This is a genomic window from Zavarzinia sp. CC-PAN008, assembly GCF_051903925.1.
Classification (GTDB): domain Bacteria; phylum Pseudomonadota; class Alphaproteobacteria; order Zavarziniales; family Zavarziniaceae.
In genome coordinates this window covers 655,016-679,449 of record NZ_CP173678.1, presented here as the reverse complement: position 1 = coordinate 679,449, position 24,434 = coordinate 655,016, and the positions used below count along the sequence as shown (strand labels likewise).

Annotated in this window: 23 protein-coding genes; 6 read left to right on the top strand and 17 right to left on the bottom strand. The window is 69.3% G+C overall.

Annotated elements, in window-relative coordinates; all coding sequences use genetic code 11:
• Positions 1–95 precede the first annotated feature (95 nt).
• The 11 genes from ACI6GS_RS03325 to ffh all read right to left on the bottom strand — a co-directional run bounded on the left by ACI6GS_RS03325 (position 96) and on the right by ffh (position 8,632).
• Positions 96–1,127 (bottom strand): aspartate-semialdehyde dehydrogenase, encoded by a 1,032-nt coding sequence (locus tag ACI6GS_RS03325; RefSeq protein WP_439816355.1) that lies wholly within the window; start codon positions 1,125–1,127, stop codon positions 96–98.
• 128 nt (positions 1,128–1,255) lie between these two features.
• Positions 1,256–2,383, bottom strand: a complete 1,128-nt coding sequence (gene leuB, locus ACI6GS_RS03320) for a 3-isopropylmalate dehydrogenase (protein WP_439816354.1) — start codon at positions 2,381–2,383, stop codon at positions 1,256–1,258.
• 26 nt (positions 2,384–2,409) lie between these two features.
• Positions 2,410–3,039 (bottom strand): 3-isopropylmalate dehydratase small subunit, encoded by a 630-nt coding sequence (leuD, locus tag ACI6GS_RS03315; protein ID WP_439816353.1) that lies wholly within the window; start codon positions 3,037–3,039, stop codon positions 2,410–2,412.
• Positions 3,040–3,043: 4 nt separating this feature from the next.
• Positions 3,044–3,355: a virulence factor gene (locus tag ACI6GS_RS03310; protein WP_439816352.1), complete on the bottom strand. Its 312-nt coding sequence runs from the start codon at positions 3,353–3,355 to the stop codon at positions 3,044–3,046.
• Positions 3,355–3,558 carry a DUF5397 family protein gene (locus ACI6GS_RS03305; protein ID WP_439816351.1) on the bottom strand — a complete coding sequence of 68 codons (204 nt, stop codon included), beginning with the start codon at positions 3,556–3,558 and terminating at the stop codon, positions 3,355–3,357. The genes ACI6GS_RS03310 and ACI6GS_RS03305 overlap by 1 nt, the downstream gene beginning before the upstream one ends.
• Positions 3,559–3,568: 10 nt before the next feature.
• Positions 3,569–4,975 carry a 3-isopropylmalate dehydratase large subunit gene (gene leuC / locus ACI6GS_RS03300; protein WP_439816350.1) on the bottom strand — a complete coding sequence of 469 codons (1,407 nt, stop codon included), beginning with the start codon at positions 4,973–4,975 and terminating at the stop codon, positions 3,569–3,571.
• Between the two features lie 86 nt (positions 4,976–5,061).
• Complete coding sequence (rplS, locus tag ACI6GS_RS03295) at positions 5,062–5,454, bottom strand: 50S ribosomal protein L19 (protein WP_439816349.1); 393 nt, start codon at positions 5,452–5,454, stop codon at positions 5,062–5,064.
• Positions 5,451–6,155, bottom strand: coding sequence for a tRNA (guanosine(37)-N1)-methyltransferase TrmD (gene trmD / locus ACI6GS_RS03290; RefSeq protein ID WP_439816348.1), 705 nt, complete (start codon positions 6,153–6,155; stop codon positions 5,451–5,453). The genes rplS and trmD overlap by 4 nt, the downstream gene beginning before the upstream one ends.
• Positions 6,152–6,697 carry a ribosome maturation factor RimM gene (gene rimM / locus ACI6GS_RS03285; RefSeq protein ID WP_439817927.1) on the bottom strand — a complete coding sequence of 182 codons (546 nt, stop codon included), beginning with the start codon at positions 6,695–6,697 and terminating at the stop codon, positions 6,152–6,154. The genes trmD and rimM overlap by 4 nt, the downstream gene beginning before the upstream one ends.
• A gap of 116 nt (positions 6,698–6,813) precedes the next feature.
• Complete coding sequence (gene rpsP, locus ACI6GS_RS03280; protein WP_439816347.1) at positions 6,814–7,167, bottom strand: 30S ribosomal protein S16; 354 nt, start codon at positions 7,165–7,167, stop codon at positions 6,814–6,816.
• 61 nt (positions 7,168–7,228) lie between these two features.
• Complete coding sequence (gene ffh / locus ACI6GS_RS03275) at positions 7,229–8,632, bottom strand: signal recognition particle protein (protein ID WP_439816346.1); 1,404 nt, start codon at positions 8,630–8,632, stop codon at positions 7,229–7,231.
• A 284-nt stretch (positions 8,633–8,916) separates the two neighbouring features.
• On the opposite strand from ffh, the gene ACI6GS_RS03270 reads away from it, so the two are divergent.
• A complete protein-coding gene (locus ACI6GS_RS03270) occupies positions 8,917–10,146 on the top strand; it encodes a hypothetical protein (RefSeq protein WP_439816345.1) in 1,230 nt (409 codons plus the stop codon).
• A 12-nt stretch (positions 10,147–10,158) separates the two neighbouring features.
• Here ACI6GS_RS03270 and ACI6GS_RS03265 read toward each other — a convergent pair whose 3' ends face one another.
• The 5 genes from ACI6GS_RS03265 to ACI6GS_RS03245 form a co-directional block, all read right to left on the bottom strand.
• Complete coding sequence (locus tag ACI6GS_RS03265) at positions 10,159–10,518, bottom strand: hypothetical protein (RefSeq protein WP_439816344.1); 360 nt, start codon at positions 10,516–10,518, stop codon at positions 10,159–10,161.
• A 39-nt stretch (positions 10,519–10,557) separates the two neighbouring features.
• Entirely contained in the window at positions 10,558–11,589 is a 1,032-nt protein-coding gene (gene holA / locus ACI6GS_RS03260; protein WP_439816343.1) for a DNA polymerase III subunit delta, read from the bottom strand.
• Positions 11,590–11,601: 12 nt separating this feature from the next.
• On the bottom strand, positions 11,602–12,138 hold the full coding sequence (lptE, locus tag ACI6GS_RS03255; RefSeq protein WP_439816342.1) for an LPS assembly lipoprotein LptE: 537 nt from the start codon (positions 12,136–12,138) through the stop codon (positions 11,602–11,604).
• A gap of 45 nt (positions 12,139–12,183) precedes the next feature.
• Positions 12,184–14,754: a leucine--tRNA ligase gene (leuS, locus tag ACI6GS_RS03250; protein ID WP_439816341.1), complete on the bottom strand. Its 2,571-nt coding sequence runs from the start codon at positions 14,752–14,754 to the stop codon at positions 12,184–12,186.
• 65 nt (positions 14,755–14,819) lie between these two features.
• Positions 14,820–15,320, bottom strand: a complete 501-nt coding sequence (locus ACI6GS_RS03245) for a DUF3576 domain-containing protein (RefSeq protein WP_439817926.1) — start codon at positions 15,318–15,320, stop codon at positions 14,820–14,822.
• Between the two features lie 209 nt (positions 15,321–15,529).
• Between ACI6GS_RS03245 and ACI6GS_RS03240 the strand changes: the two genes are divergently transcribed.
• Together ACI6GS_RS03240 and ACI6GS_RS03235 are read left to right on the top strand one after the other, a co-directional pair.
• Entirely contained in the window at positions 15,530–17,491 is a 1,962-nt protein-coding gene (locus tag ACI6GS_RS03240; protein ID WP_439816340.1) for a tetratricopeptide repeat-containing sulfotransferase family protein, read from the top strand.
• A 192-nt stretch (positions 17,492–17,683) separates the two neighbouring features.
• Positions 17,684–18,949 (top strand): porin, encoded by a 1,266-nt coding sequence (locus ACI6GS_RS03235; protein ID WP_439816339.1) that lies wholly within the window; start codon positions 17,684–17,686, stop codon positions 18,947–18,949.
• Between the two features lie 216 nt (positions 18,950–19,165).
• Here ACI6GS_RS03235 and ACI6GS_RS03230 read toward each other — a convergent pair whose 3' ends face one another.
• Entirely contained in the window at positions 19,166–20,389 is a 1,224-nt protein-coding gene (locus ACI6GS_RS03230) for a glycosyltransferase family 9 protein (RefSeq protein WP_439816338.1), read from the bottom strand.
• Positions 20,390–20,604: 215 nt separating this feature from the next.
• On the opposite strand from ACI6GS_RS03230, the gene ACI6GS_RS03225 reads away from it, so the two are divergent.
• The 3 genes from ACI6GS_RS03225 (at position 20,605) to ACI6GS_RS03215 (ending at position 24,310) form a co-directional block, all read left to right on the top strand.
• Positions 20,605–21,264 carry a Fe2+-dependent dioxygenase gene (locus ACI6GS_RS03225; RefSeq protein ID WP_439816337.1) on the top strand — a complete coding sequence of 220 codons (660 nt, stop codon included), beginning with the start codon at positions 20,605–20,607 and terminating at the stop codon, positions 21,262–21,264.
• 80 nt (positions 21,265–21,344) lie between these two features.
• A complete protein-coding gene (locus ACI6GS_RS03220; RefSeq protein ID WP_439816336.1) occupies positions 21,345–22,415 on the top strand; it encodes a patatin-like phospholipase family protein in 1,071 nt (356 codons plus the stop codon).
• A gap of 140 nt (positions 22,416–22,555) precedes the next feature.
• Positions 22,556–24,310: a methyl-accepting chemotaxis protein gene (locus ACI6GS_RS03215; protein WP_439816335.1), complete on the top strand. Its 1,755-nt coding sequence runs from the start codon at positions 22,556–22,558 to the stop codon at positions 24,308–24,310.
• The last annotated feature ends 124 nt before the right edge of the window (positions 24,311–24,434 follow it).

The window sequence follows — 24,434 nt, the reverse complement described above, 5'->3', positions numbered from 1 at the left end:
GCGCCGCACGGGCGTACGCGTGTTTTCCAGCGCTCACGGAGGGCTGGGACTGACAGGGCCCCGTCAACGCGCGGCCCCGTCAGTGTGCAGGTTGGTCAGGCCGCCTGCTTCTTGAGGTGGCGGGCGATCAGGATTTCGGCGATCTGGACCGCGTTCAGGGCCGCACCCTTGCGCAGGTTGTCGGAGACGACCCACATGGACAGGCCGCGGCCATCGGGGATGGTCTTGTCCGACCGCACGCGCGAGATGAAGGTGGCGTAGTCGCCTACGCACTCGACGGGCGTCACGTAGCCGCCATCCTCGCGCTTGTCGACGACCATGCAGCCCGGTGCCTCGCGCAGGATCGCGCGCGCCTCGCCCGGGGCCAGCGGGTTCTCGAACTCGATGTTTACCGCTTCGGAATGGCCGACGAAGACGGGGACGCGCACGCAGGTCGCCGTGACCCGGACGGCCGGGTCCAGGATCTTCTGCGTCTCGACCTCCATCTTCCATTCCTCCTTCGTCTGCCCGTCGTCCATGAAGACGTCGATATGCGGGATGACGTTGAAGGCGATCTGCTTCGTGAACTTCTTGTTCTCGACCGGATCGGCGACGTAGATCGCGCGCGTCTGGCTGAACAGTTCCTCCGTCCCGGCATTGCCGGCACCGGAGACGGACTGATAGGTGCTGACCACGACGCGGCGGATCTTGGCCTCGTCATGCAGCGGCTTCAGCGCCACGACCAGCTGCGCGGTGGAGCAGTTGGGATTGGCGATGATGTTCTTGCGCGTATAGCCGGAAAGGGCTGCCGAATTGACCTCCGGCACGATCAGCGGCACGTCCGGATCCATGCGGAAATGGGACGAGTTGTCGATCACGACGCAGCCCGCCGCCGCCGCCTTCGGACCCCATTCCTTGGAGATCCTGGCGCCGGCCGAGAACAGCGCGATGTCGGTGCCGCGGAAGTCGTAGTCCTCCAGCGCCTTGCACTTCAGGGTGCGGTCGCCAAAGCTGACCTCGGTCCCGATCGACTTGGGGCTGGCCAGGGCCACCACCTCGTCCGCCGGGAATCCACGCTCCGCGAGAATGTTCAGCATCTCGCGGCCTACCTGGCCGGTGGCACCGACCACCGCGACCTTCCAGCCCATCGACCTCTCCTTAAGGCACGTCGTGCACGGTCCCGGACTTCGCTCGCCTTGCAGCCGGCTTGCGCGGGCTGCCAAGGCACCCGCCCAGGCCCGCCGGGACCTGGAGCGAGCTATGAGCGGATATGGACCTAGATAGTGACCTTGTCGAGGGCGCGGACGATCGCCTCGCCCATGACGCCGGTCGACACTTTGGCGGTGCCGGGCTGCAGGATGTCGGCAGTGCGAAGCCCGCCCGACAGCACGTGCTCCACCGCCTTCTCCAGCCGCGTCGCCTCGTCGGCCAGGCCGAACGACCAGCGCAGCGCCATGGCGAAGCTGAGAATGGTGGCGATCGGATTGGCGATCTCCTGCCCCGCAATATCGGGGGCCGAGCCGTGCACCGGCTCGTACAGGGCCGGCCGCTTGCCGTCCGCGCGCGGTGCGCCGAGCGAGGCCGAAGGCAGCATGCCGAGCGAGCCCGTCAACATGGCCGCCGCGTCCGAAAGGATGTCCCCGAACAGGTTGTCGGTCACGATCACGTCGAACTGCTTTGGCCGCCGGACCAGCTGCATGGCCGCGTTGTCCGCGTACATGTGCTCCAGCTCGACCTCGGGGAATTCCTCGTCGTGCAGACGCTGCACTTCCTCGCGCCACAGCACGCCGGATTCCATGACGTTGGCCTTCTCGCTGCTCGTCACCTTGTTGCCGCGCCCCTTGGCCAGCTCGAAGGCGACGCGCGCGACGCGGCGGATTTCGTCGGTCGTGTAGACCTGGGTGTTGATCCCGCGGCGCTGGCCGTCGGGCAGCGTCTCAATCCCGCGCGGCTCGCCGAAATAGACGCCGCCCGTCAGCTCGCGGACGATGACGATGTCCAGCCCCTCGACCAACTCGCGCTTCAGGCTCGACGCATCGGCCAGGGCTGCATAGCACATGGCCGGGCGCAGGTTGGCGAACAGCTCCAGCTCCTTGCGCAGGCGCAGCAGGCCGCGCTCCGGCTTGATGGCAAAGGGCAGGTTGTCCCACTTCGGCCCACCGACGGCACCCAGCAGTACGGCGTCGGCCGCATGGGCCAGCGCCATTGTCTCGTCCGTAATCGGCAGGCCATGGGCATCGATCGACGAGCCGCCGACCAGGCCCTCGGTCACCTCGAAGGCGATGTTGCGCCGCCGCTGGAACCAGTCGATGACGCGCCGGACCTCGCGCATGACCTCCTTGCCGATGCCGTCGCCGGGCAGGATCAGAAGCTTGTGGGCCGGGCCCGTCTCGGAAGTGCTCATGTCAGAACCGCTCAATCGGATAGGGGTCAGCCCGCGGCGCGGGCGCCGGCCTGCAGCCAGGGCTGGCTCAGGCGCTGCTGCGCTTCGAACTGGTCGATGGCCGGCTTCTTGACCATGGTCAGGCCGATGTCGTCCAGGCCGTTCAGCAGGCAATGCTTGCGGAAGGGGTCGACGTCGAACTTGATCACGCCGCCATCGGGGCCGCGGATCTCCTGCGCCTCCAGGTCGACGGTCAGGATGGCGTTGGCGCCGCGCTGGGCGTCATCCATCAGGGCGTCGAGCTGTTCCTGCGTCACGATGATCGGCAGGATGCCGTTCTTGAAGCTGTTGTTATAGAAGATGTCGGCAAAGCTGGTCGAGATGATGCAGCGGATACCGAAATCGGCAATCGCCCAGGGGGCATGCTCGCGGCTCGACCCGCAGCCGAAATTGGCGCCGGCCACCAGGACCTTTGCATTGCGGTATTGCGGCTTGTTCAGGACGAAATCGGCCTTCTCGCTGCCGTCGTCATTATAGCGCATCTCATCGAACAGATGCTTGCCCAGGCCCGTCCGCTGAATCGTCTTCAGGAACTGCTTGGGGATGATCATGTCCGTGTCGATATTGACCAGGGGCAGGGGTGCCGCGACCCCTTCCAGCTTCGTGAACTTTTCCATGGCTCTAGCCCCTTCTACCCAATCCGCCGCGGATGGCCCCATCCTTGATGAGCGGCGTAAAATCAGACCATTGCTCGACCCGGAACGCCCTGATGTCCCGGACCGATGGCGCAAACCACTCGAGTGCCGACAGGGCCGAGATCGCAGCGAACAGGTTGGCGAGATCGTCCTGGCGCGTGACGTACAGGCTGCCCTGGATGCGATCGAAGCCATAGCCCTTCAGCACGGCACCGATATCGGCATAGGCCTGCGCGACGCTGACGGGGTGATTGGCTTCCGTTTCCCGCACCACCAGGTCGAACCCGATCGCGAACACTAGGCTTCCCGCGGATCGTCGATCGCCCGGCTGTACCTGTAGTCCAACTCTTCCCCTGACTCCAGGACCCGGACGTGAAGCAGAACATCGCCGTCGGGCAGTTCATCGGCCACGTCCACGACCTGGTACACCGGCCCCAGCAGCCCGAAACGGCGGTAAGTGCCGACCATCCGGGTTGGCGTGGGGACGATGTCCATGTTCATGGCGCCAATCCTACAGGAACCGGCGCGGGTCGGTCAGGCGGCCGGTGATGGCCGAGGCGACCGCCATCGCCGGGCTGGTCAGGTGGGTGCGGCCGCCGCGGCCCTGCCGCCCCTCGAAATTGCGGTTCGAGGTCGAGGCGCAGCGCTCGCCCGGTTCCAGCCTGTCGGCGTTCATCGCCAGGCACATGGAGCAGCCCGGCTCGCGCCATTCGAAGCCGGCCTCGATGAAGATCTTGTCCAGACCTTCTTCCTCGGCCTGCAGCTTCACCAGACCGGAACCCGGCACGACCATGGCATTCACGGTCGAGGCCACCTTGCGGCCCTTGGCGAAGGCGGCGGCGACGCGGAAATCCTCGATCCGGGCATTGGTGCACGAGCCGATGAACACGCGATCGATCGCGATGTCCTCCAGCTTCTGCCCAGCCTCCAGGCCCATGTATTCCAGCTTGCGCAGGTGCTGGGCGCGCAGGCCCTCGTCCGTGTGCATCGCGGGGTCGGGCACGCGGCCGTCGATCGGCAGCACGTCCTCCGGGCTCGTCCCCCAGGTCACCTGCGGGATCAGCGCCGCCGCGTCCAGCGCCACGGTCGCGTCGAAATGTGCGCCGGGGTCGGAGGCCAGCGTCGACCAGTACTTCACCGCCATCTCGAACGCACCGCCCTTGGGCGCGCGCGGCCGGCCGGCCAGGTAGTCGAAGGTCGTCTGGTCGGGGGCCACCAGGCCGGCGCGGGCGCCCGCCTCGATCGTCATGTTGCAGACGGTCATGCGGCCTTCCATCGACATGGCGCGCATGGTCGAGCCCGCGAACTCGACCACATAGCCGGTGCCGCCGGCCGTGCCGATCCGGCCGATGATGGCCAGGACCACGTCCTTGGCATAGACGCCGGGGCCAAGCTGGCCGTCGACATTGATCAGCATGTTCTTGGCCCGGCGCTGGATCAGCGTCTGGGTCGCCATCACATGCTCGACCTCGGACGTGCCGATGCCGAAGGCCAGCGCACCGAACGCGCCGTGCGTCGCGGTGTGGCTGTCACCGCACACGATCGTCATGCCCGGCAGGGTCAGCCCCTGCTCCGGCCCGATGATGTGCACGATGCCCTGCCGGATATCGGACATGCCGAAGTACTCGACGCCGAAGTCCTTGCAGTTCTGCTCCAGCGTCGCGACCTGAAGAGCCGATTCGGGGTCGGCGATGCCGGCGCTGCGGTCGGTCGTCGGCACGTTGTGGTCAGCGACCGCAACCGTCGCGTCGGGACGGTGGATCTGCCGTCCCGCCACGCGCAGGCCTTCGAACGCCTGGGGGCTCGTCACCTCGTGGACAAGGTGACGGTCGATGTAGAGCAGGGCGGTCCCGTCCGCCTGCTCCTCGACCAGATGGCTGTCCCAGATCTTGTCGTACAGCGTCTTGGCCGCCCCCATGGGCGTGCTCCTTCCATGCTCTCTGGCCGGGTCCGTCGCGCGCCCCGAGGGCGGGGCGGTCCGGACCTGGCCGATATCAGGCGAGTTTACTCGGCAGCCGCGGCCGGCTTGTCCGTCTTCTTGTCCTTGCGCTCGACGATGCGGGCCGCCTTGCCGGTCAGGCCGCGCAGGTAATAGAGCTTGGCCCGGCGGACACGGCCGCGACGCACCAGCTCGATCGAGTCGATGCGGGGGCTGTACAGCGGGAAGATGCGCTCGACACCCTCGTTGTACGAGATCTTGCGCACGGTGAACGAGGCATTGAGGCCCGAATTGTTGCGGGCGATGCACACGCCTTCGAAGGCCTGGACGCGCTCGCGCGTACCTTCGATGACCTTCACGTTGACCTTCACGGTATCGCCCGGCTGGAAGTCGGGGATCTTCTTGCCCTCGGTCAGCTTGGCGATCTGCTCACGTTCGAGCACGTCGATGATGTTCATGGATGCCTCTCGCTCTCAACGTAGGTTTGCCACAGGTCCGGGCGCCGTTCGCGCGTGATGCGCCGGCGTTCAGCCATGCGCCACGCGCGGATCGCGGCGTGATCGCCGCCCAGCAGGACCTCTGGAATGCTCATGCCCTCGAACACGCGAGGGCGGGTGTAGTGGGGATATTCGAGGAGGCCGTCCTCGAAGCTCTCTTCCGCCAGCGTCTCTTCGGCGCCGACCGTGCCGGGCAGCAGGCGCACGACCGCATCCAGCAGGGCGATGGCCGCCGGCTCCCCGCCCGACAGGACGAAGTCGCCAAGGCTCAGCTCCTCGACGGCACGGCCGTCCAGGATGCGCTGGTCGACGCCTTCGAAGCGACCGCAGACCAGCGTGACGCCCGGACCATCGGCCAGGGCCTTCACCCGGGCCTGGTCGATCCGCTGGCCGCGCGGGCTGAGATAGATCAGCGGGCTGCCGTCGGCGGGATGGGTCGCATCGATCGCGCGGGCCAGGACGTCGGCCCGCATCACCATGCCGGGGCCGCCGCCCGCCGGCGTGTCGTCGACCATGCGGGCACGCCCCGACGCAAAGCCGCGGATGTCGACCGCGTCCAGCCGCCAGGCCCCCGCTTCCAGCGCGCGACCCGCCAGCGACAGGCCCAGCGGGCCCGGGAACATGGCCGGGAACAGGGTCAGGACGCGGGCCTGCCAGGTCATGGCGTGCCCTCCATGTCGCCCTGCGGGCCCTCGGCCTCGTCGGCGCGGGCCGGCGCGTTCCAGCCCTCCGGCGGCTCGGCGACCAGGCGGCCGGCCTTGACGTCGACCACCGGCACCACGGCCTGGGTGAACGGCAGCAGGGCCGTGCCACCCTCCGGTAGCGCCAGTTCCAGAAGGTCGCCCGCGCCGAAATCGTGGATCGCACGCACGGTGCCCAGCACCGTTCCGGCCCGATCCTCCACCGCCAGGCCCAGCAGGTCGGCGTGATAGAACTCGTCGTCCTCGGCCTGGGGCAGGGCTGCGCGCGGGACGTAGAGACGGGTGCCGCGCAGGGCCTCCGCCGCATTGCGGTCGCCGACGCCGTCGATCCGGGCGATCACGAAGCCGTCCATGACGCGCTCCACGACCAGGCGAAAGCGGCGGCCATCCTCGGTCGAGAGCGCGCCATAGGCACCGACACCGTCAGGCGTCGCGGTGAAGGTCTTCACCCGCACCTGTCCCCGCACGCCGTGCGCCCCGGCAATGGCGCCCAGGCACAGCATGCCGTCGCGCGCCATCGCGGGCGACGGTGCGTGCGCGGGCCGCCTTGCGGGCGACGGCAGGCTGGGACGGGGACGGGGCACGGCGGCCGGACCTTGGGCGGTTCAGGGTCTGACGATCAGCCTTCGGCCGCGGCCTTGGCAGCGGCTTCCGCGGCCAGGCGCTCCTGCGCCTTCTTCTTCGGCGCGGACTTGATCGGGGTTTCGCGGATGGTCGGGGCCGGCGCCAGGTTGGCAGCGCCCAGGAATCGGGCGACGCGATCGGTCGGCGTGGCGCCGCGCGCGATCCAGAACTTCACCCGCTCCTCGTTGAGCACCACGCGCTCGGCCCGATCCTGGGGCAGGAGGGGGTTGTAGTGGCCCACGCGCTCGATGAAGCCACCGTCGCGCGGGGCGCGGCTGTCGGCGATCACGATCTTGTAGTAGGGGCGCTTCTTGGCGCCGCCGCGGGCCAGCCGGATCTTCAGGGACATCGGGACTGATACCTTCTTGCTGTTGTGTTCTGGTGTTCTGGTGTTCTGCTCGAAAGGGAAACTACTGGGGGAAGCCGCCGCCGCCGAAGCCGCCGGGCCCGCCCATGCCGCCACCGCCCATCCCGGGCAGCAGGCCGCCGCTGCGCATGAAGCCCTTCTTCCCCAGCTTGGACATGCGCTTCATCATGTCCTGCATCTGCTGGTGCTGCTTCAGCAGCTTGTTCACTTCCTGGACCGTCACGCCGGAGCCCGCCGCGATCCTGCGCTTGCGCGAGGCGGCGATGACCTGGGGATTGCGCCGCTCATAGGGCGTCATGGAGGAAATGATCGCCTCCTGCCGCTTCAGCATCTTCTCGTCGATGCCGGCCTTGGCGATCTGGTCCTTGACCTTGGCGACGCCGGGCAGCAGGCCGAGCAGGCCCTGCATGCCGCCCATCTTGCGCATCTGCTTGAACTGCTGGGCCAGGTCGTCCAGGTCGAACTTGCCCCTGGCGACCTTGGCGGCGACCTTCTCGGCCTCCTGCTTGTCGATCGTCTCGGCCGCGCGCTCGACCAGGCTGACCACGTCGCCCATGCCCAGGATGCGGCCGGCAATGCGCTCCGGGTGGAACGGCTCCAGCGCGTCCAGCTTCTCGCCCGTGCCCATCAGCTTGATGGGGCAGCCGGTGACGCCGCGCATGGACAGGGCGGCACCGCCGCGGCCGTCGCCGTCGATGCGGGTCAGCACGATGCCCGACAGGCCGACGCGCGACTTGAACTGGGTGGCGACGTTGACCGCGTCCTGACCGGTCAGCGCGTCGGCGACCAGCAGCGTTTCCTTCGGGCTGGTCGCATCGCGCACGGCGACGATCTCGGCCATCAGGCCTTCGTCGACATGCAGGCGGCCGGCGCTGTCCAGCAGCACGACGTCATAGCCGCCCAGGCGGCCCGCCGTCATCGCCCGCTTGGCGATGTCGACCGGCATCTGTCCGGGCACGATGGGCAGCGTCGCCACGTCGGCCTGCTCGCCCAGGATCTTGAGCTGTTCCTGGGCCGCCGGGCGTCGCACGTCCAGCGACGCCATCAGCACCTTCTTGCGGGCCTTGTCCCTCAGGCGCAGGGCCAGCTTGGCCGTCGTCGTCGTCTTGCCCGAGCCCTGCAGGCCCACCATCAGGATGGCGACCGGGGGCGTCGCATCGACGTCGATCTCGACCGCGCCCTCGCCGCCCAGGGCCTCGACCAGGTGGTCGTGCACCAGCTTGATGACCATCTGGCCCGGGGTGACGGAGCGCAGCACCTCGCTGCCCACGGCCTTGTCGCGGACGGACTTGATGAAGTCCTTCACCACCGGCAGGGCGACGTCCGCCTCCAGCAGGGCGACGCGCACCTCGCGCAGGGCCTCGTTCACGTCCGCCTCGGTCAGCGCACCGCGCTTCCTCAGGCGGTCGAAGACCGAACCCAAACGACCGGAAAGGGACTCGAACATCAGCGGGCCATCGCTTTTGTCACCAGGGCTGAGGCGATGCCGTTCGAACAAACGCCAACGGCGCCAGTGGGCGAACATCGCTGACTGGCGGGCATCCGTGGACGCGATCGAAACGACCGTGGCTCAGAAGGGCGGGTTTGTACGCCGTTACCGCATGGGGGTCAAGCGGTGGGGGCGCTCGCCTGCCGGCCCGCCGCCCGTGCGCGCGATCACAGACCTGCCGTGCACTGAATGACCGGTGGGTCAGGCGCCGCTAGACTGCGGCCGGGGCGGCGAGGGGCGGCATGTCGAACGATCCGTATTTCGATGGACGCAGCGGACACAGCTATGGCGGCGGCGACTGGGCCCTGTACCAGCGCGGGCAGGAGGACCGCAAGCGGACGGAGGAGGCGGGCAAGCCCGTCGGCGGCGGCTTCACCGCGCCAGCCGGCGGCGGGGGTGGCGGTGGCGGCGGGGGTGGCGGCCTGATCCTTGTCGTGGTCGCCCTGGCCGTGGCCGCCCTGGTGGCGTCGATCGCGGCGGCCGCGGCGGTCGGCGCGCTGTTCGGCGCACCGGTCATCATGGCGGCGGCGGCCCTGCGGGCGCGGGGAAGGCCGGGCGGCTACTGGGTGGCCTTCCAGGCAGCCTTCTGGTCGATCGCGGTGGCGATCGGCGTGTTCCTGGCGCTGGGCTTCGTCCTCTCCTTCGCCGTAGACCTGGCGCAGCAGTCAATGACCCTGTCGGCGGTCTGGACCGCGATCATGTGGGTCAATCACGAGACGCTGGTGGTGCTGGGCCTGGCCCAGCCCCTGGCGATGGTCGCACCCTATACCCCGTCGCCCGCGCTGGTGGCGCTGGGGATCGCCGTGATGCATGGCCCGGGGCTTGTGGTGATGGCGATCATCCTGCGACGCCAGATGTACCGGACCTTTGCCGGTGGGCTTGGCTTTGCCCTGGCGCTGGCGAGCGCTGCGGCGACGCTGGCGGTCGGTGGCCTGGCGGGATCGTGGGTGGGCCACTGGGCCTGGGCCCAGGCGGAGCCGGCCTATGCCTGGGACCGCATCGACTATGGCCTGCTGGTGGTGCCCGCGGGTCTTGTCCTGGCGGTCCAGGCCTTTGGCGCCGGCGCGGTCCTGGCCCTGGTCCTGCGCCTTGGCTACTGGCGCGCCACGCACCGCGCGACGTTCGGGGCGCGGTACCGCGTCGCCATGCTGACCATGGTGGTGCACACGGGCGTCCTGGCGGCGCTGATCTACCTCTACCGGGCCGCCGACCCGCTGCTGCAGGCGCTGCGGGCGATCCCCTATCCGGGCGCCACATGGGCGATCCTGGAACCGATGGTGTTGGCCGGCCTGCCCGGGTTCCTGGCGATGCAGGGGCTTGCCGCCCTGGCCTCGTCCTGTGTCCCGGCCCATCGCCTGGGCTGGGTCTATCGCGATGTCCCCGGCGGGGCGACGGCGCTGGTCCTGGTGCTGCTGGTGGCCCTGCCGGCCAGCACGGCAGTCCTGGCCGGGATCATGATGCTGATGGCCTGATGGCCTGAGGCGTCAGGCCTCGCCTGGCGAGACCTGGGCCATGTCGGGGCCGTCCTCGGCATGCCCGGCCGCCCGGAACGGGCCCGAGGTGACGAGGGCCGCCACCTCCGCCTGGATCGGGTCGGGAGCCTGGATCGAGTCCGATGCATCGGCGTCGACGCCGTCGGGTCCGGCCTGGGCGCCGCGGGCGGCGGCATCGGCCGCCTGGCCTTCCGCGCGCTCGGCCAGGTCGCGGCGCTCGTCCGCCGGGCTGGGCGGGAGGTCGTCTGGCCGGGCCCGATCGATCAGGCCCTGGTCCAGATGGTCGAGGTCGGTCGCCTGGGGCTCGACCTGCGCCGTGTGGCGGCGCGGGGCTGATGCTGCATCGGTCATGGCGGCGTCAACGCGCCAGACCCTGCCGGCGTTCCCGGTTCAGCGCCGGCGCTGGCGGATCCCGGCGGCCAGGCGCAGCAGGGCCCGATGGCAGATCGCCTCCGCCGGCAGGCCGGTCGTCTTGCAGTTCAGCTCCGCCTCGCCCAGCAGGTCGAGGGCGGGCAGGATGCGCGGCGCGGTCCAGATCCCCAGCTGGCGGCGGAACGGTTCCTGGGCCGGATAGGGCAAAGGCGGGCGCAGGGCCGAGATCGCCTTGTCGAAAGGCAGGCCATGCGCCATGCGACCCTGGACGACGTGCAGGCGCAGCAGCTGGCCTGAGACCGCGCGCAGCAGCCGGATCGGCGACATGCCTTCGCGCAGGCAGCGCGTCAGGGCCCGGTCCAGCATGTCGGGCCGGCCTTCCAGCGCGGCACCCGTCACGGCGTCCAGATCGCCCCCCAGCGTGTCGCCGACCGTCGCCGCGGCGTCCGCCAGCGTGACCGTGCGCTGTGCACTGGACGCCATGTAGAGCACCAGCTTGTCCAGCTCCTGCCGGCTGACCAGGCGATCCTCGCCCAGTCGGTGCAGCAGATAGGCGCGGGCATCGTCGTCGATCTTCAGGCCCGCTTCGGCCAGGGTGCGGTCGACCAGGCCCTCCAGCGCGCGGGGATCGTCGCCATAGCAGGCTGCCGCCACGCCACGGGGCGATGCCTCGACTGCTGCGCGCAGCTTGGACCGGCGGGTCAGTTCGCCCGCCTCGATCACCACCAGGGCATCGCCCGGCGGAGCGGCCAGGAAGCCCTCGACCAGGCTGGCCTGCTTGTCGCCGGCGCCGCTGATACGCACCACGCGGCGGCCGCCCAGCATGGCAAGGGCCGCCGCCTCGTCCGCCAGGCGCGCGGGGTCGGAGTCCAGCATGGACGCCGTCAGTTCGGACACGCGGAACGGGTCGTTGAGGTCGGGGCAGGCCGTGCGCGCGGCCATGCGCGCGCGTTCTGATACCAGGCCGGCATCGGGCCCGTGCAGCAGGACCACGCGGACCTTGGGATCCAGCGCCTTCAGCGCCCGCTCGATGTCGCGCTTCAGTTCCATGGGCGCGCGGCCCTACTGGGCGGCGGCGGAGCGCTGGCGGTCGAAGAACACGGCAAGGCGGGTCTGCAGGTCCTCGGCCACCTGCACGGCCGCGCGGTTCTCCGCGTCCTTGCGCGCCGACAGCGTCGCGTACTCCGAATCAACGCGGTTGAAGCTGGCCAGCGCGCGGGTCCAGCCGCTGGTCATCACCACCTGGTCGGCCACGCGCGTCAGCTTGTAGGCCAGCTCGATGCGGATATTGAAGCGGGTGATCGTCTCGTCCTGCTGGATGCCCAGGCCCTCGATATAGACCGTGGGCACCATGTCCAGGCGATAGGTCGGGCGGTCCGGCTGGCCGCGCGGCGTCATGTGGTCCAGCAGCGAATTGCGGATGCGCTGCGCCACGCGGGCGTCCTGGGCCGGGATCTCGATGCCGGCGAATTCCTGGACGATGCTTTCGTTGCCGACCCGCCCATACATCGGCCGGAAGCCGCAGGCCGACACCAGCAGGCCCAGGGCAAGGACGGTCAGCAGCGCCGCGGCGCGGACAGGGGAACGGCGATCGGTCATGACCCGGCCAGCATCCCCAACCCGCGCCGCAAAGCAAGCATCGGCTCACAGGACGATGTTGACGATCCGGTTGGGCACCACGACGACCTTGCGAACGGTCTGGTCCTTGACCGCGCGGACGATGGGCTCCAGGGCAAAGGCGGCCGCCTCGACCGCGGCCTTGTCCGCGTCCTTGGCCGCTTCCATGGTCGTGCGCAGCTTGCCGTTGATCTGCACCGCAATCGTGACCGTGTCGACCGCGGTCAGGGCGGCATCGGCCTTGGGCCAGGGCGTATCGACCACCAGGCTGGCATGGCCCAGGCGGCTCCACGCCTCCTCCGCCAGGTGCGGCATGAACGGTGCGATCAGCAGGGCCAGCGCCTCCAGCGCCTCCCGCCGGGCAGGGCCCATCGCGCTGTCCGCCGGCGCCTCGTTGATCGCATTGACCAGTTCATAAAGGCGTGCGATCGCCTTGTTGAACCGGAAGCCCTCGATCTCCGACGTCACGTCGGCAATCGCCCGGTGGACCTGGCGGCGCAGGGCCAGGGCGGCCGGCCCGTCGGACGTGGGCGCCGTCCCCACGGGCGGCAGGCCCTGGACCTGGCTGACCAGGCGCCAGATGCGCTGGGTGAAGCGATGCGCGCCCTCGACCCCCGATTCGGTCCATTCCACGTCGCGTTCGGGCGGGCTGTCGGAAAGCATGAACCAGCGCGCCGTATCGGCCCCGTACCTGGCGATGATCTCGTCCGGGTCGATCACGTTCTTCTTGGACTTGCTCATCTTCTCGATGCGGCCGACCGTGACGGGGGTGCCCGTTTCGGTCCGCACGATGGTGCCGTCGGCCTGGCGGCTGACCTCGGCCGGGCCCAGCCAGGTGCCGGACGGATCCTGATAGGTCTCGTGCACCACCATGCCCTGCGTGAACAGGCCGGCGAACGGCTCGACCACGACCGGGTAGCCCGCCGCCTTCAGCGCGCGCATGAAGAAGCGGGAATAGAGCAGGTGCAGGATCGCATGCTCGACCCCGCCAATGTACTGGTCGACCGGCAGCCAGTAGTTGGTGGCGTTCACGTCGAACGGCTGGTCCGACCGTGGCGAGCAGAAGCGCGCGAAGTACCAGGACGAATCGATGAACGTGTCGAACGTGTCCGTCTCGCGCAGTCCCGGCTTGCCGCAGGTGGGGCAGGGGACGTGGCGCCAGGTCGGATGGCGGTCCAGCGGGTTGCCCGGCGCATCGAAGGTCACATCGTCGGGCAGCTGCACCGGCAGGTCGGCCTCCGGCACGGGGACGATGCCGCAGTCCGCGCAATGGATGACGGGGATGGGGCAGCCCCAATAGCGCTGCCGCGACACGCCCCAGTCGCGCAGGCGGAAGGTGACGGTGCCGGTGCCGTGCCCCCGCGCCTCCAGCTCCTGGATGGCGCGGCTCTTGGCGGTGGGCACGTCCAGCCCGTCCAGGAAGTGGGAGAAGGCCAGGCGCCCGTCGCCGGTGAAGGCCTCCGTGCCCACCTCGAACGCAACCGGGTCGGTACCGGCGGGGATCACCACCGGCTGCACCGGCAATTCGTACTTGCGGGCAAAGTCCAGGTCGCGCTGGTCGTGCGCCGGGCAGCCGAAAATGGCGCCCGTGCCGTATTCCATCAGCACGAAGTTGGCGACATAGACCGGCAGCTGCCAGGACGGGTCGAACGGATGCGTGACCGTCAGGCCGGTGGCGTAGCCGCGCTTCTCCTGCGCCTCGATCACCGCCTCGCTGGTGCCGGCGCTGCGGCATTCGGCGATGAAGTCGGCGAGAGCCGGCTGGTCCGCGGCTGCGGCCGCGGCCAGCGGATGGTCGGCGGCAATCGCCAGGAAGCTCGCCCCGAACAGCGTGTCAGGCCGGGTCGTATAGACCTCGACATGCGGCTGGTCGTATCCGGCCGGCTGGTCCGACAGGGCGAAGCGGACGCGCGCGCCCTCCGACTTGCCGATCCAGTTCTCCTGCATCAGCCGGACCTTGGACGGCCAGCGGTCCAGCGTGCCCAGGTCGGCCAGCAGTTCGTCGGCAAAGGCGGTGATGCGCAGGAACCACTGGCTCAGCTTGCGCCGCTCGACCATGGCGCCGGAGCGCCAGCCGCGGCCGTCGATCACCTGCTCGTTGGCCAGCACCGTGTGGTCGACGGGGTCCCAGTTGACCCAGGACTCCTTGCGCGTGACCAGGTCCGCCTTCAGGAAGTCCAGGAACAGCTTCTGCTCATGCCGGTAGTATTCGGGATGGCAGGTTGCGATCTCCCGCGACCAGTCGATGGCCAGTCCCATGCGCTGCAGCTGGCCGCGCATCGTGGCGATGTTCTCATAGGTCCACTTGGCGGGATGGACCTTGCGCTCCATCGCGGCGTTCTCGGCCGGCATGCCGAACGCGTCCCAGCCCATCGGGTGCAGGACGTTGTACCCTTGCGCCCGCTTGGCGCGCGCGACCACGTCGCCCATCGTGTAGTTGCGCGTGTGGCCGATATGGATGCGCCCCGAGGGATAGGGGAACATCTCCAGGACATAGTACTTGGGGCGGCTTGCGTCCTCGCGCGCGCGAAAGCAGGCCTTCGCGTCCCACACCGCCTGCCAACGGGCCTCCGTGGCCTCGGCGTCGTACCGCTCCATCGTCTGTGTTCCCTGCCCTGAGCCTTGGTGCCCCGGCACCTCCAAGGGGGCCGGGGCGGGTCGTGCTATTCGCCGATCGTCTCGATGCGCAACTGACGCGCGCGCGTCAGGATCGCGTTCTCAAGCTTGGTCCCGGTCTCGGCGCTCACGGGCGTGTCGACCCAGGTGTTCTGGGGCGTCAGCTGCTGCCTGAAGACGGACACCTTGATGCCGTCGGCGCGCAGCGAGCGGTCCAGGATATAGACGGTCGCCTTGAAGCGCTCCTGCGGCGCCTCCTGGCTTGAGTACCAGTCGGTGATGATGACGCCGCCGAACGGATCGGCCGAAGCGAGCGGCATGAACGCCAGCGTGTCGAGCGATGCCCGCCACAGGAAGCCGTTGACGCCGATCCCCTGGCCGGGGGCCGCGCTGCCGCTGTTGCTGCTGTTGCCGAACAGGACGATGCCGTCGGGCCCGAACAGGCCTTCCTGCGGTGCCGTCGGATTGGGGTTGTAGCGATTGGACCCCTCGATCTTCTCCGGGTAGTTGCGCTCCACGGGCACGTCCGTGCCGCAGCCCGAAACCACCAATGCCAAGACCGCGACGCCTGAAATCAACCCCTTGGGAATGAACGACCCGGCCGCGTGCCCCAACGCCACACGCCTGCCATGCTTGCGCCACCTTGGCTGGACCATTGACAGAACTCTCCTCGCCTCGACAGCCTTCCCGCCCCATCCGCGCCTTGGTTCTATAGAGGGGCATCGTTCTTGACAACGCCGGGAAGGCATCGTGGCCGATGACTTTGCGTAACGGTTCTCCCTCCGACCGCCCGCCCGCCTCGCCGCAGGCGGCGCGGCAGGCCATTGCCAGCCGGCTCCAGGCGGCGATCGCCGCCCACCGGCAGGGCGCCCTGGAGGAGGCGGCGCGCCACTATCGCGCGGTGCTGGCCGCCGATCCGCGCCAGGCCGACGCGCTGCACCTGCTGGGCCTGGTCTTCCACCAGGCGGGGCAGCCGCAGGACGCCCTGCCCTGGCTCGACAAGGCAATCGCGGTGCAGGACCGCAATCCCGTGTTCCTGGCCAACCGGGCCCGCGTGCTCGAGGCGCTGGGCCGGCGGGAGGAGGCGATCGCCGCCCTGCGCGCCAGCCTGGACGTCGATCCCGGCTATGTCTCGGCCCTGCTCGACCTGACCGCGGCGCTGCTGGCCAGCGGTGCCGTGGACGAGGCGGCGGCCCATGCCCTGCACGCCAGCGAGCTAGCCCCCGACCAGTTGCGCACCTGGACCCTGCTGGCCGAGGCGACGGCCAAGCAGGGCCGCGAAGTCGCCGCGCGCGATGCCCTGGCCCAGGCGCGCCGCCTGGCGCCAGGCGATCTGCGCCTGGCGCTGACGCATGGCCGCGCGCTGCTGGCAGTGGGCGACGAGGAGGGCGCCGCCACGGCGTTCCGAGACGCGGCGGCGCTGGCGCCCCAGGATGCGGAGGTCTGGCTGCTGCTGGGCACGACACTGCGCGACCTCGGCGCGCTGGAGGAGGCGCTGCCCGCCCTGCGCCGCGCCCGCGACCTGGCGGCCGGCCCGGGCGGCAATGCCCCCGCCATCGGCCTGCAGCCCCTGGCGCAGGAGGCGCGCACGCTGGACCGCCTGGGCCGCGCGGAGCAGGCGCTGGCCCTGCTGGAGCCCGAATTGTGGCGCCGTCCGGCCGATCCGTCGGTCGCCCTCGCCTTTGCCCAGGTCGGCACCCGTGCCGGGCGGCGGGACGAGGCGCTGGCCCTGCTGGACAGCGCGCTGGGCGACACCGCGATGACGCCGCACCAGCGCCGCATGGTCCATTTCGCGCGCGGTCGCCTGCTCGACGAGGCAGAGCGTCATGACGAGGCCTTTGCCGCCTATGCCGACGGCAACGCCACGGCGCAGGCCCGGCTGGATCGCCTGGCCTATGACGCCTACGTCGCCGGAGTGACGGAGGTGTTCGGGCCCCATGGCCAGCCTGCGCTCTGTCGTCTGGCGCCGCCGCGCGACCGCGTGCGGCCGGTCCTGATCGTGGGCATGGTGCGGTCGGGGACGACGCTGGTCGAGCAGATCCTGGCCAGCCACCCGCAGGTTGCCGCCGGCGGCGAACTGGGCGCCATGCCCGATGCGGGCGAGCGGCTGGGCCAGGCGCTGGGCGGCGCCTTTCCCGACAGCCTGGCCCGTGCGGGTGCCGATGACCTGGCGCGCTTCGCCGCCGACTATCGCGCCCGGCTGGACGCCCTGGCCCAGGGCCGCCCGGTCGTGACGGACAAGCTGCCGGGCAACTTCCAGCACCTGGGCCTGGCCTGGATGGCCCTGCCCGACGCGGCGGTCATCCATTGCCGACGCCATCCACTGGATACGATCCTGTCGGCCTATTTCCAGAACTTCCGGACGCGGCATGCCTATGCCGACGACCTGGACGACCTTGTCTTCTTCTACCGGCGCTATGCCGAGATGATGGCCGTGTTCCGCACGCTGCCCGGGCTCAACCTGCTCGAGGTCGACTACGAGGCGCTGGTGGCGGAGCCGGAGCGGGTGGCCCGCGCCATCGTCGCCCATGCCGGGCTGGACTGGGATCCGGCCTGCCTCGACTTCCACCGCAATCCGCGCTTCGTGCGGACGGCCAGCTGGGACCAGGTGAACCGGCCGATCTATGACCGGTCGGTCGGACGCTGGCGGCGCTACGCCCAGGCGCTTGAGCCCGTGCGCCGGCAGCTGGACTCCGCAGGGCTGCTGCCGCCGGATTGACGGGCGGGGCCGGCCGCGCCGGCCGGCGTCCGGCCCGGTTTCGTTGTTGCGGAGATGACACACGGGATTCCGAAAGACGGCGGGCGCGCAGGCGTTTTCTTGACCCCTTACGTCCCCTGAGAACTAATCACTTCGGGCAGCGGGTGCTTGCTGCTCACGACGTAGCAAGCACGCGAATGGAAAGAGGGTCGTATGAAAAGAATTCTTCTCGGCAGCACCGCACTCGCCGGCATGGGCATGGCGATCTCCGCCGCGCCGGCCATGGCGCAGGACGCGACCGAGGCCGAGCCGATCAAGTTGTCGGTGGGCGGCTACTTCCGTGCGTTTGCCACCTACATCGACCAGGACGACAGCCTGGTGATCGACCCGGCGACCGGTGCCCAGATCGGCAACACGGTCCGTGGCAGCCGCAACCACTCGTTCGAGCGTGAGGGCGAGATCCACTTCAAGGGTTCGACCACCCTGCCCACGCTGGACCTGACCTTTGGCGTGCGCGTCGAGCTCGAGGCCCAGTCCTCCACCGACCAGATCGACGACACCTACATGTTCGTCGAAGGCGCGTTCGGCACGATCGAGTTCGGTGACCATGACGGCGTTGCGGCCCAGATGGGTTACACCTCGCCGGCCGCCGGCGCCTCGCTGGGCCTGAACTCGCCCAACTGGTGGCCGAACTCCCCGGACAACGCCCTGACGCTGGCCACCACGTACAACAACTGGACGGCGGACCAGACGAAGATCAACTACTTCACGCCGCGTATCGCTGGTTTCCAGTTCGGCGTGTCGTACGTTCCCGATGGCTGCAAGGCGGGCAACCAGTCCGGCACGCGCTGCCGTCCGTCCGGCTTCACCGAGAGCGAGCACAACCAGGGCCAGCAGTCCGAGGTCATGGAGCTCGGCCTGAACTACACGAACACCTTCGGTGACGTGGACCTGGCGCTGTCGGGCACCTATGCCCATGGCAACGTCGAGGACGGCCTGTTCAACGGCGTCATCGGTGGCGACTCGAACACCCCCGGCTTCGGCGTGACGGACCGCGAGAGCTACAGTTTCGGCGCGAACGTGGCGTGGGGCGGCTTCACCCTGGGCGGTTCGTACTATGCGGACAACCTGGGCCGCGACGACAGCAACCGCGTCGTCGGCGCCTATGTCCAGGACCTGGAAGCCTTCGACCTGGGCCTGACCTATGGCACGGGCCCGTGGTCGGTCGGCATCCAGTACATCAACTCGACTGTCGAGATTAAGAACGAGCAGTCGCCGCTGGGTAACCTGTATCTGGGCGAGCAGAGCCTGGATGCGTGGGGCGTCTCGGGTGGCTACAACCTCGGGCCCGGCGTCGATCTGGCCGCGGCGATCTACTTCTACGACTATGCCGACCGGTCGGGCCTGACCGGCGTGGCGAAGTCGCTGGCGGAGAACGACGCGACCCAGTTCCTGCTCGGCACGGTTCTGCGCTTCTGATCCGTCGCCAGACGGTCAGTCGGAAAGGGGGGCTTCGGCCCCCCTTTTTTCGTTTGTGGCTCAGGTTTCGTTTGTGGCTCAGGTTTCGTTTGTGGCTCAGGTTCGCTTGTGACACAGGCCGGCGTCCGGACCGGATCGTTTCCGCGCTGGCGGACCGGGCCGACGGCGCAGCCCTGGTCCGCGATGGCGGGCCAGCGTTCCGCAGGACCGAGGTGATCAGGCCCGGGCCAGGTGCCGGTCCAGGTCGCTCAGGACGGCGGCCACAAGGTCGCCCGGCGCCGCGTCCAGGGCGGCGATGCAGGGCACCGGGCGATCGGCAAGGCGGGCCAGGGCGGCCGCGTCAGCCTGCCGCGGCACGTCGGGCAGGTCCGCCAGCGGCAATTCCAGCGATCCCATGCAGCCGACATCGCCCGCCCGGCTTCTGCGCACCCGGGCGAGGCCGCACGGGGCCGTACACCAGGGCCCGGCAAAGGGCACCTGCCACGCCTTCAGGTTGGTAAAGCGGCCCTGCAGGACCGCCGCCCCGGCGGAGCTGTAGACCGCCAGCCCTGGCAGGCCCACGAGCTTGGTCATGTGGGCGGGGCCACTGTCCGCCAGCACGGCATAGTCCAGATCGTCCACCGCCGCCATCAGACGGCCGATGGTTGGCAGGTCGTCCACACGCTCGACCCGTTGCGGCAGATCGGCGCCCAGGCGCTGCCACAGGGCCTCGCTCTGCTTCTGCGTCCGGTTCAGGAACAGGCGCACCTGCCCGCGCGTCGCAAGTGCCTGCGCGAGGGCCGCCACTGCCCGCGGTGGCAGGGTCCGCAGGGGGGAGGACGCCAGCGGCAACAGGCCCAGCACCGGCGCCCGGGGCCGGCGGATCGGTCGCGGCTCCGCCGGAAAGCTGGCCGCCGGGGGCAGGTCGAACGCCGCCAGCAGTTCCGCCTCCATGTCCACGGGGGCAAGGTCGATGGTGCGGCGTGCCGCGACCATGTTCAGGTCCACCACCAGGTCGAAGCGGGCCAGTTCCGCACGGGGCAGGAACAGCGCGAACGCCTCGATCCCGCAGCGGGCATAGAGGTCGGCGGATCCCTGGGCACAGGCGACCGCAAGTCGCTCCGGACCATGGCGTTCGCGATAGGCCGCCATGAACAGGATCATGCCGACATTCTCACCCAGTGCCGCGGCAGGCAGGATGAACAGGACGCGCCGCGCGCCTGCGGCCTTCGCCGCCCAGGCCGAAGGTGGCGCCACGGGGATGCCGGCCGGCGCGCCATGGACCCGAAAGGCGCGGGGGTGGCGCAGGACCACGCCCTGGGCAAACGCGTCGGCGCTGGTCAGGTAGCGCTGGCCCGGCTGCCCCTGTTGCTCTGCAGCCGGCTCCGTGTTGCCCATGCGGTAGTGGAATTGTGCCGCCGCCTCGAACTCCAGGAAGCGGGCTCTGGACAGGACCTCCACGCTCAGGCTCCGCCGCCCAGGCCGCCCGGACGCCGTCCAGTGGCGGCAGTCACGCAAGCCGAAGCAGCTTCACTGACGCGCGCGCGCAACATGACTGTCACCTGAGTGTCACAATCGCCTGTTCCCGCCTTCCGTTCGATCGGTCCTTGGCCCTTGCGTCGCGACGCCTGCGTCGGCATTGCTGGGGTAGCAAGCCAGTGCGAAGGGGGCCCGTGGTGCTGAGGATCGAGAACGTGCTGACGCGGGAGGAAGTGGCCCACCTGCGCGTCGAACTGTCCCGCACCACGTTCCATGAGGGGGCGGAGACGGGCCATGCCGCGGCGAAGCGCAACCTGCAGGTCGACCACCTGCGGCGGCCGCAACTGCGCCAGGCGACCGGCCTGGTCCTGGATGCCCTGATGCGCCAGCGCGACTTCACCCGCCTGATCTGGCCGCATCGGACCAAGGTTGTGTTCAACCGCTACGATCCCGGCATGACCTATAACCGCCATGCGGACGCGGCCCTGATGGGCGACAGCCAGGCGGATGCCCTGCGCGCGGATTGTTCCTTCACCCTGTTCCTGTCGGACCCCGATACCTATGACGGCGGCGACCTGGCGATCGACACTCCCTTTGGCACGCACCGCTTCAAGGAACGGCCGGGCACGGTCGTGGTCTATGACACGCTTTATGTCCATGGCGTGGAGCCGGTGACCCGGGGCAGCCGCCTTGCGGCAGTGGGCTGGATCCAGTCGTTCATCCGCAGTCCGATCCATCGCCAGGCCATCCATGACCTGTACAAGGTCCACAGCGAACTGCAAGCGCAAGGCAGCGACCTGGCGCCGCGCCTGGACCAGGGCCTGCAGAACCTGCTGCGCTTCTGGATCGACAATTGACGGACGCCGCAGCACCCTGTCCGGGGTGACGGTCGCGGGCCCGCCGTCGCCGGGGGTTCGGCAGGGCCGGGGGAACGGACTTGGCGATCAAGCGCAAGCCGGGGGCGCGGCCCGCGGCAGCATCCAGGGCGGTCAGCCGCCCGCACAAGCGGATCAACCTGGCGCTGCAGGGCGGGGGCGCCCACGGGGCTTTCACCTGGGGCGTGCTCGACCGCTTCCTGGCCGACGACCGGATCGAGATCGAGGGCATCTGCGGCACCTCGGCCGGGGCCATGAACGCGGCGGTCGCGGCCTATGGCCATGCCCGGGACGGGCGGGACGGGGCGCGCGTGGCGCTGGCCGCATTCTGGAAGAAGGTGGCGGAAGCCGGGGCCTGGGGGCCGATCCAGCGCACCCCGCTGGACCGCATGATGGGCTCGTTCAGCCTGGACCGCTCGCCCACCTATTTCTGGTTCGACATCATGTCCCGGATCTGGTCGCCCTATCAGACCAATCCGCTGAACTTCAACCCGCTGCGCGACATCCTGGCCGACTGCATCGACTTCGACGTCCTGCGCACGCAATCGACCATCAAGCTGTTCGTCTGCGCGACCAACGTGGAATCGGGCAAGGTCCGCGTGTTCCAGAACAACGAGATGAAGGTGGAGTCGCTGCTGGCTTCCGCCTGCCTGCCGTTCATGTTCCAGACGGTGGAGGTCGATGGCCAGCACTACTGGGACGGCGGCTACATGGGCAATCCCGCCATCTTCCCGCTGATCTATGCCTGCGAGTCGCGCGACGTCGTCCTGGTCCAGATCAATCCGCTGGAACGCCGGGGCGTGCCCCGCAGCGCGCGCGAGATCCTGGACCGGGTTAACGAGATCAGTTTCAACTCGACGCTGATGCGGGAAATGCGGGCGGTTCATTTCGTCAGTCGGCTGATCGAGTCGGGTCAGCTGTCGTCGACCGACTACAAGCACATGCTGATCCACATGGTGGAGGCGGACGACGTGCTCAAGGAACTGGGCGCCTCGACCAAGCTGGTCGCCGACCTGGCATTCCTGGAGCATCTGAAGGGCATCGGCCATGCCGCCGCCGATGCCTGGCTGGAGCAGCATTTCGACGCGCTGGGGACACGTTCGACCCTGGACCTGGTTGCCACGTATTTGTGAGGCACGAGGATCGCTAGACGTGTATTCTAGTTTAAACCAAGTGTTTACAGTATCTGACCAATATCAAGGCGTTCGTGTGGGCCGCCCCTAGGATCGGCCTGCAGAGCGAGCGGCCATGGCGCCAGCGGGGACGATACCAGATGCGCACCAACCTCCCAGTCACGCAGCGCGAGTACGAGTTTCCCCAGGGCACGATCCTGGTGTCGAAGACCGATCCCGGCGGCCGCATCAACTTCGTGAACGAGGCGTTCGTCACCGTCAGCGGCTTCACGGAGGAGGAGCTGATGGGCGAGCCGCACAACATCGTGCGCCATCCCGACATGCCGGTTGAAGCCTTCGGCGACATGTGGGCCACGCTGCGCTCTGGCAAGCCCTGGGTCGGCATGGTGAAGAACCGGCGCAAGAACGGCGACCACTACTGGGTGCGGGCTTCGGCCACACCGATCGTGGAGGGCGGCCAGACCGTTGGCTACATGTCGGTGCGCACCGCCCTCAGCGCGGCCAAGATCGCGGAGGCCGAAGCCGTCTACAAGGCCGTGCGCGAGAAGACGGCGCGCGACGTGGCCGTGCAGCAGGGCCGCATCGTCGCGACTGACGCCGCCAGCCAGCGCCGCCGCACGCTGAGCCGGGTGCAGCCGCAGGTCCGCCTGTTCGCAGGGGGCCTGTTCGGCGTGCTGCTGCTGGCGTGCCTGTCGGGTGCGCTGAATCTTGGCTGGATTCCCGCGCTGGTTCTGCTGGCCCTGGGGGCCGGCGTCGCCGCCTATGGCCTGCGCATCGGCGCCGACCTGCAGGCCAAGGCGCAGGCCCTGGTCGGGCAGATCTGGGGCATCACCCAGAACGACTATGACGCCGACATCGACATCGAGAGCGATGACGACCTGGGCGACGTGTCGCGCTACCTCCGCGCGCTGCAGACCAAGCTCCGCTTCGACGTGGAAGAGCGGCGCAAGACCGAGGCCGACCTGAAGGAGACCGAGGAGAATGCCCGCCGCACCCAGGCCCAGCTGGACGCCGACAAGGCGCGCCAGATGGCCGAGCAGGAGCGGCGCACCAACCGGGTGACCGAGTTGAGCAACGCCTTCGACCAGCAGGCGGCAACCCTGCTCCAGTCGGTCGAGGGTGCCGCGTCCGCACTCCAGGCGACGGCCCGCGACTTGGCCAGCACGGCGGAGGACACCAACCACCGCTCCACCATCGTCGCCGGCGCGTCCGAGGAAACCTCGATCAACGTCAACACCGTGGCGGCGGCGACCGAGGAGCTCAGCGCCTCGATCGAGGAGATCAGCCGCCAGGTCAACCAGTCGAACCACATCACCGGCAAGGCGGTGGACGAGGTCGCCCGCACCGGCGAGAACGTCCGCCTGCTGGCCGAAGGCGCGCGCAAGATCGGCGACATCGTCGACCTGATCAACGACATTGCCAGCCGCACCAACCTGCTCGCCCTCAACGCCACGATCGAAGCGGCGAGGGCAGGCGAGGCGGGCAAGGGCTTCGCCGTCGTGGCCAGCGAGGTCAAGGCGCTGGCCAACATGACGGCCAAGGCGACGGAGGACATCGCCCAGCAGATCGCGGCAATGCAGCAGGCGACCGACGGCACGGTCAACGCGATCGAGGGCGTGGGCCGCACGATCCGGGAGATCAACGAGTTCTCCGCGGCCATCGCCAGCGCCGTCGAGGAACAGGGTGCCTCGACCCAGGAGATCGTGCGCAACATCGCCCAGGCCGCCGCCGGCACGCAGGAAGTCTCGTCCAACATCTCGGGCGTGAATTCAGCGGCGGCGGAGACGGGGCGCGCCTCGTCCCACGTCCTCAGCGCGGCCGACGATCTGTCCCGCCAGGCTGGCATCCTGCGGACCGAGGTCGACAGCTTCCTGGCCGCCGTCCGCGCCGCCTGAGGCCGCGCGACCCTCTCCCCTCACGACATGCTCCAGGACCCGCCCGGCGGCACTGCCGGGCGGGTCGCTGGCCGTCTGGGCCACCGCCCGTGCGCGACGGCCCACGCGGTGGCGCACCGTATTC